This is a genomic window from Alcanivorax sp. HI0044 (assembly GCF_001634945.1).
Map to the genome: position 1 here is coordinate 1 of NZ_LWEZ01001120.1, position 6,661 is coordinate 6,661.

The 6,661-nt window shown below is 59.6% G+C and carries 6 protein-coding genes; 4 read left to right on the top strand and 2 right to left on the bottom strand.

Annotated elements, in window-relative coordinates; translation table 11 throughout:
• Nucleotides 1–286 precede the first annotated feature (286 nt).
• The gene (locus A3730_RS13410; RefSeq protein WP_063519952.1) at nucleotides 287–850 is read right to left on the bottom strand and encodes a DNA-3-methyladenine glycosylase I; all 564 of its coding nucleotides are present in this window, start codon (nucleotides 848–850) and stop codon (nucleotides 287–289) included.
• Nucleotides 847–1,578 (bottom strand): YafY family protein, encoded by a 732-nt coding sequence (locus A3730_RS13415; RefSeq protein WP_063519953.1) that lies wholly within the window; start codon nucleotides 1,576–1,578, stop codon nucleotides 847–849. Before A3730_RS13415 ends, A3730_RS13410 begins: the two co-directional genes overlap by 4 nt.
• A 226-nt stretch (nucleotides 1,579–1,804) precedes the next feature.
• On the opposite strand from A3730_RS13415, the gene glyQ reads away from it, so the two are divergent.
• From glyQ to A3730_RS13435, 4 genes are all read left to right on the top strand, one after another.
• Nucleotides 1,805–2,812, top strand: a complete 1,008-nt coding sequence (glyQ, locus tag A3730_RS13420; RefSeq protein ID WP_063519954.1) for a glycine--tRNA ligase subunit alpha — start codon at nucleotides 1,805–1,807, stop codon at nucleotides 2,810–2,812.
• Nucleotides 2,812–4,884 (top strand): glycine--tRNA ligase subunit beta, encoded by a 2,073-nt coding sequence (gene glyS, locus A3730_RS13425; protein WP_063519955.1) that lies wholly within the window; start codon nucleotides 2,812–2,814, stop codon nucleotides 4,882–4,884. The genes glyQ and glyS overlap by 1 nt, the downstream gene beginning before the upstream one ends.
• A 212-nt stretch (nucleotides 4,885–5,096) precedes the next feature.
• The gene (gmhB, locus tag A3730_RS13430; RefSeq protein ID WP_063519956.1) at nucleotides 5,097–5,639 is read left to right on the top strand and encodes a D-glycero-beta-D-manno-heptose 1,7-bisphosphate 7-phosphatase; all 543 of its coding nucleotides are present in this window, start codon (nucleotides 5,097–5,099) and stop codon (nucleotides 5,637–5,639) included.
• Nucleotides 5,640–5,641: 2 nt separating this feature from the next.
• Nucleotides 5,642–6,370, top strand: coding sequence for a 1-acyl-sn-glycerol-3-phosphate acyltransferase (locus tag A3730_RS13435; RefSeq protein ID WP_063519957.1), 729 nt, complete (start codon nucleotides 5,642–5,644; stop codon nucleotides 6,368–6,370).
• Nucleotides 6,371–6,661: the final 291 nt, after the last annotated feature.

Genomic DNA, 6,661 nt, shown 5'->3' on the forward strand with positions numbered 1-6,661 from the left:
CACTGAACAGCCCCTTGCGCTAGGTTACACATGCTTGTCGGGGCGCACCTGAACGCTGGCTTGCTAGGTATCGTCGGTCTGAGGTGCAACTCAGCCGATGGATTCTTTATCGGCGTATGAATAGGTGCGGGGTGGGGCCAAATCTCCTACCGTCTGTACCCTTGGGTCAGATGCTCCTTTGGTCCCTCCACCCCGGCAAGTCCTGCATGGTTGCAGGAAGAGCATTCAAACATACAAGCTTCGAAAAAGCTCGGGCAGCAGCCTCCCGCAGAAACAGGTTTAGCCGCTATATGAGATCCCGGTGCCGCGGGCAACTGGTAAGGTGGTCGTTGACCATGCCGGTGGCCTGCATGAAAGCATAGACGATGGTGGGGCCGACAAATTTGAAGCCGCGTTTTTTCAGGGCCTTGCTCATGGCCTCGGCCACCGGAGTGGTGGCCGGTACCTCCTTGAGGCTGCGGAAGTGGTTGATCTGCGGGCTGCCGTCGACAAAATCCCAGAGGAAATCACTCAAGGTCAGGCCCTCATCACGCAGGGTCAGGTACGCCTGGGCGTTACCGATGGTCGCCGCCACTTTCAGGCGGTTGCGGATAATACCCGGGTCGGCCAGTAACGCGGCCACCTTGGCCTCGCCATAGCGCGCCACCTTCTCGGCATCGAACCCATCGAACACCTGTCGGTAATGTTCCCGTTTACGCAGCACGGTAATCCAGCTCAATCCGGCCTGGGCGCCCTCCAGATTCAGGCACTCGAACAGGCTCCGGTCGTCATGGTCCGGCACGCCCCACTCGTGGTCGTGGTAGTGCAGGTAGAGCGGATCATCCCCGCACCAGGGGCAACGGTCGTTCATGATGGTGTTTTCTCCTCGACGGCGGTCTGTGGATCGGTGGATTGTGGGTCGGTGCACCGCGCATCCATGGCGGCTTCATAATCGGCCAGGGTGTGGCCGGGCAGATGCGGATAACGGTCGCCCAGAGTCTGCAAAATCACGATACGGTCCACCCGAAAATGGCGAAACGCTTTGCGCAATTCACACCAACCCACCAGCGTCCAGCAGTGGCCCCAGAAATACAGCCCCAGCGGCCAGATAACCCGCTTGCTGAACTGCTCCTGAACGTCACGATAATGCACCCGCACCTTGCTGCGTTCGCGAATGGCCCGCTGCAGCGGATCCAGCAACGCCCCGAGCATGCGCCGTTCCGGCAAGGCCGGGGCCGACACCGGCGAGGCCAGCGCACGCAGATGGCTGGGCACCGCCATGGCCAGCTTTTCCTGCACCGCACGCAGCGCCTCGGCCTGGCGTTGACCGGCCCAGCCCTGGGCCATGGACAGACCGGTCAGCAGGGCCTGCCATTCTTCCACGCTGAACATCAGCGGCGGCAGCTGATAGCCCTCCAGCAGGGCGTAGCCTTTTCCCGCCTGGGAATACAGCGGCACGCCGCTGGCCGACAAATGGTCCACATCCCGGTAAATGGTGCGCTCGGACACCTGCAGCCGCTCGGCCAGCGCCTGGGCGGTGGTCCACTGGCTGGCCCCGATGACCTGCACAATCTGAAACAGGCGCTCTGCTCGACGCATGATCCTTCCCTGTAATTAACCTGACGCGGCACTTATCTTCCGCCGTTCCCGATCCGCATTCTAGCGCCAAGCTACTGACACCGTGCTGTCAGTATCCGGTCGGGGCCGCCACCGGTATCACCGACCGGGCCGGGCCGGTATACTTGGCGCCTTTCGCGGCAATCTCTCGCGATCACTCGCAGCAAGACTGGTACCGGAACACCATTACCGAATAACAGGATTCACCATGGCGGAACAACCGCAAACGGATATTTTGACCTTTCAGGGCCTGATTCTGGCCCTGCAACAATACTGGGCAGAGCAGGGCTGTGTCGTTGTGCAGCCACTGGATATGGAAGTGGGCGCGGGCACCTTTCACCCCTCCACCTTCCTGCGCGCCATCGGCCCGGAAAACTGGAACAGTGCCTATGTGCAGCCATCCCGTCGGCCCACCGACGGCCGCTACGGGGAAAACCCCAACCGGCTGCAGCATTACTACCAGTTCCAAGTGGTATTGAAGCCATCACCGGACAATATCCAGGAGTTATATCTGGGTTCGCTGCGCATGCTCGGCTTTGATCCGCTGGTGCACGATATCCGTTTTGTGGAAGACAACTGGGAATCACCCACCCTGGGTGCCTGGGGTCTGGGCTGGGAAGTGTGGCTCAACGGCATGGAAGTCACCCAGTTCACCTATTTCCAACAGGTGGGCGGCATCGACTGCTATCCGGTCACCGGGGAAATCACCTACGGTCTTGAGCGTTTGGCCATGTATATCCAGGGCGTGGATTCGGTCTACGACCTGGTGTGGTCCGACGGCCCCTTCGGCAAGGTCAGCTACGGTGATGTGTTCCTGCAGAACGAAGTGGAGATGTCCACCTTCAACTTCGAACACGCCAATGTGGACGAGCTGTTCAAGCAGTTCGATTTGTTCGAGGGCGAGTCCAGCAAACTGATCGAGGCCGGCCTGCCGTTGCCCGCCTATGAGTATGTGCTGAAAGCCTCCCACACCTTCAACCTGCTGGATGCCCGCAAGGCCATTTCTGTCACCGAGCGCCAACGCTTTATTTTGCGTGTGCGCACCCTGGCCCGGGCGGTAGCCCAGGCCTATTTCGACAAGCGCCGCTCGCTGGGCTTCCCCATGGCGGATGACGCCATTCGCGAAGAAGTGATGGCAGAGCTGCAAAAACAGGATGACAAGGCCGCTAAAAAAGGCGCCGCCGAGAAAGGCGATAGAAAGAAGGGGAAGCAATAATGTCCCGGGATTTGCTGATTGAACTGGGCACCGAAGAGCTGCCCCCGAAAGCATTGGCGTCACTGAGTGCCGCGCTCACCGACGAATTTGTTCGCCAACTGGATGAGGCCGGCCTCAACCACGGTGAGGTGGAACGCTTTGCCGCCCCTCGCCGTTTGGCATTGCTGGTGCGCGACCTGGACGAGAAACAGGCCGATCGCGATATTGAACGCCAGGGTCCCGCCGTGCAGGCTGCCTTCGACAGCGACGGCAACCCGACCAAGGCCGCCCAGGGTTTTGCCGCCTCACTGGGCCTGACCGTGGACCAGCTGGGCCGTCAGGACACCGGCAAGGGCGAGCGCCTGGTGGCGCAGATCACCGAGAAGGGTAAAAGCGCCGCCGAACTGATACCGACCTTTTTCACCCAGGCCATCCAGAAACTGCCAATCCCCAAGCGCATGCGCTGGGGCAAGCGCAAGGTGCAGTTTGTGCGCCCGGCCCACTGGCTGGTGGCGCTGTTTGGTGACGAGGTGATTCCTTTCGAATTGCTGGATCTGCAATCCGGCCGTACCAGTTACGGCCACCGCTTTCATGCACCCGGCGCCATCGAACTGGCCAACGCCGGCGAATATGCGGAGCGCATCGAGAAAGACGGCCACGTCCTCGCTGACTTTGATCGCCGCAAGGCCATGATCGAAGAGCAGACCCTGGCGGCGGGCAAAAAGGCAGGCGGTGTCGCCCAGATCAACCCGGATCTGCTCAACGAAGTCACCGCTCTGGTGGAATGGCCCGAAGCGCTGATGGGCAGCTTCGATGACGACTTCCTGCGGGTACCCCAGGAAGCCCTGATCAGTGCCATGGAAGAGCACCAGAAATACTTCTCGGTGCTGGATGCCGACGGCAAGCTGATGCCACGCTTTATTACCATCAGCAATATCCAGTCCAAAGATCCCCAACAGGTGATCCACGGCAACGAGAAAGTGATTCGCCCGCGCCTGGCCGATGCCGCCTTCTTCTACGACAACGATTGCAAACGCACTCTCGCCCAGCACGCAGAAGGGCTGGCCAATGTGGTATTCCAGCAGCAGCTGGGCACCGTGGCCGACAAATGCCAACGCATCGGCCGCCTGGCCGCCATGATTGCCGGGCAAATCGATGGTAACGCAGACAACGCCAAGCTGGCCGGCGAACTGAGCAAGGCCGACCTGAACAGCGAAATGGTCGGCGAGTTCGACACCATGCAGGGCATCATGGGTTTCTACCTGGCCCAGCGCGAAGGCCAACCAGACGACGTGGCCAACGCCCTGTATGAGCAATACCTGCCACGCTTCGCTGGCGACACTCTGCCGCAGAGCAAAACCGGCATGGCGGTCTCCCTGGCTGACAAGATCGATACATTGGTGGGCATCTTCGGCATCGGCCAGAAGCCCAGCGGAACCAAAGACCCCTACGCGCTGCGCCGTGCCACCCTCGGCGTGTTGCGCATCATTATAGAAAATGAGCTGGCCCTGGACCTGCGCGAACTGCTGGACCAGGCCGCCGCCCAACTGGGTGAGCGCATCGATTCCAATCAGGTGGAAGACGCCTTCGACTTTATCAAGGGTCGCTACCGCGCCATCTACCAGGAACAGGGCATTGCCACCCCGGTGATCCTGTCGGTGCTGGCCATTGACGAGGCCTGCCGAAAACCACTGGATTTCGACCGTCGAGTAAAAGCCGTGGCCGCCTTCCAGCAACGCGAAGAAGCCCAGGCGCTGGCTGCCGCCAACAAGCGGGTATCCAATATTCTCGCCAAGCTGGACAGCGCACCCCCGGAAGAAATCGATGGCGCCCTGCTGGAAGATGAGGCCGAAAAGACCCTCACCAACATGGTGGTCGCTGCCTTCGAACAGTCCTACGAACTGCTGGAGGCCGGCGACTATGCCAGCGTGCTGGAAATGCTGGCAGACCTGCGCGAGCCGGTGGATGCCTTCTTTGATACCGTCATGGTGATGGCAGAGGATGAGGCAGTCCGCAATAACCGGCTGGCACTGCTGGCGTTCCTGCGTGACCTGTTCCTGAACGTGGCGGATATCAGCCTGTTGCAAGAGTAAGACGCAGCACGCTAAACCAAAGGCCGCTTGATCAGCGGCCTTTGTGTATATCGCGGTAGGAGCGGCGCTTGAGCCGCGAACAACCCCAAGACTGTTATCACTACAGAAACCACCGAGGCTCCCGAAAGTGATGCCTGTGTGTCTTATAGTGATTCAAAGTCCGATTCGCGGCTCAAGCGCCGCTCCTACGGTAAAGAGAGAAGACAAGCCCCATGAACAAACTCATCATTCTGGATCGCGACGGGGTCATCAACGAGGACTCTGATGCCTACATCAAGACCGTGGACGAGTGGATTCCCATCCCCGGCAGCATCGAGGCCATCGCCCGGTTGAGTAAAGCGGGGTATATCGTCACGGTGGCCACCAACCAGTCCGGTATTGGCCGTGGCTATTATGATGTGGCCACCCTGGATGCCATGCACACGCGTCTGCGTGAGTTGGTGGCGGAGCAGGGCGGTGCACTGGGCAAGATCGTCTATTGCCCCCACGGGCCCGATGACGGCTGTGATTGCCGCAAGCCGCTGCCAGGCCTGATCGACCAGATTGTTACCGAGTATGGCGATGTCACCGGAGCGCCCCTGATTGGTGATAGCCTTAGGGATCTTGAAGCGGGAGTCGCTCGCCATTGCACACCGGTACTGGTGCGAACCGGCAAAGGGAACAAGACCCTGGAAAAAGGCCTGCCTGAATCCCTGGGCCCGGTTGCCATTTACGACTCACTGGCTGACTTTGTTGATCACACCTTGAAGGATTAGGCATGACCCAGCACGCGCCACCGTCGCTGTCGATCAAGGTCCGCAGCGCGCTGTTTTTCGTGCTGTATAACCTTGCCGGTATTTTCCACAGTTTCCTCTGTGTCCTGATTGGCCCCTTCCTGCCACTTCGCGCCCGCCACCGGTTTATCAACCTGTGGACCCGTTTTGCCATGTGGCTGGACCACCGCCTCAACCGCATTACTGTGAACGTGGAAGGAAGGGAATACCTGACGGATGCCCCCTGCGTCATTCTTGCCAACCACCAAAGTAGCTGGGAAACCTTTTACCTGCAGGTGCTGATTAGCCCGCAGGCCACGGTGCTGAAACGGGAACTGCTGTGGATACCTTTCTTTGGCTGGGGGTTGGCACTGCTTAATCCCATTCGCATTAACCGCAGCGATGGCAAGGCCGCGTTAAAATCGGTGCTGTCTCAGGGTAAGCAGCGCCTGGCAAGCGGCCTTCGCGTGGTGATTTTCCCGGAAGGCTCCCGACAAGCACCGGGTACCCATGGCAAGTTCAACCACGGTGGCAGCATGCTGGCGACTCAGGCCGGGGTGCCTGTCATTGCGCTAACCCATAACAGTGGTGATTGCTGGCCCCGCAAAACCTGGGTCCGTTACCCCGGCACGATCACACTGCGTATCAGCCCTCCCATCGACACGCACAATAAAAAAGCCAAGCAAGTCAGCGCCGAAGCCCAGCAGTGGATTATGGAGCATTACCCCGGTTAAGGAACCTCTGAAAAACTCCTTGCATGCTCAGCGTGGCCTGAAGCGTGCAGCTGTTTCGTCTTGTCTTGATGGTCAGGGTGGTTCCCTTTCCGAGAGGCAAGGCGCAGCAGATGTGCGCTTCAGGCCACGCCCTTCGGGTCATTCAGGCTGGCCCGCACTCGTTGTTGCGCTTTTTCGATGGATGGACATATCTCGATCCCAGTTAGGGGACACCTTCAAAAGCACGCCTAGATTGCGAACCAGCCTGAAAGACTGAGTACGCAAGGAGTTTTTCAGAGGTTCCTTAACAAC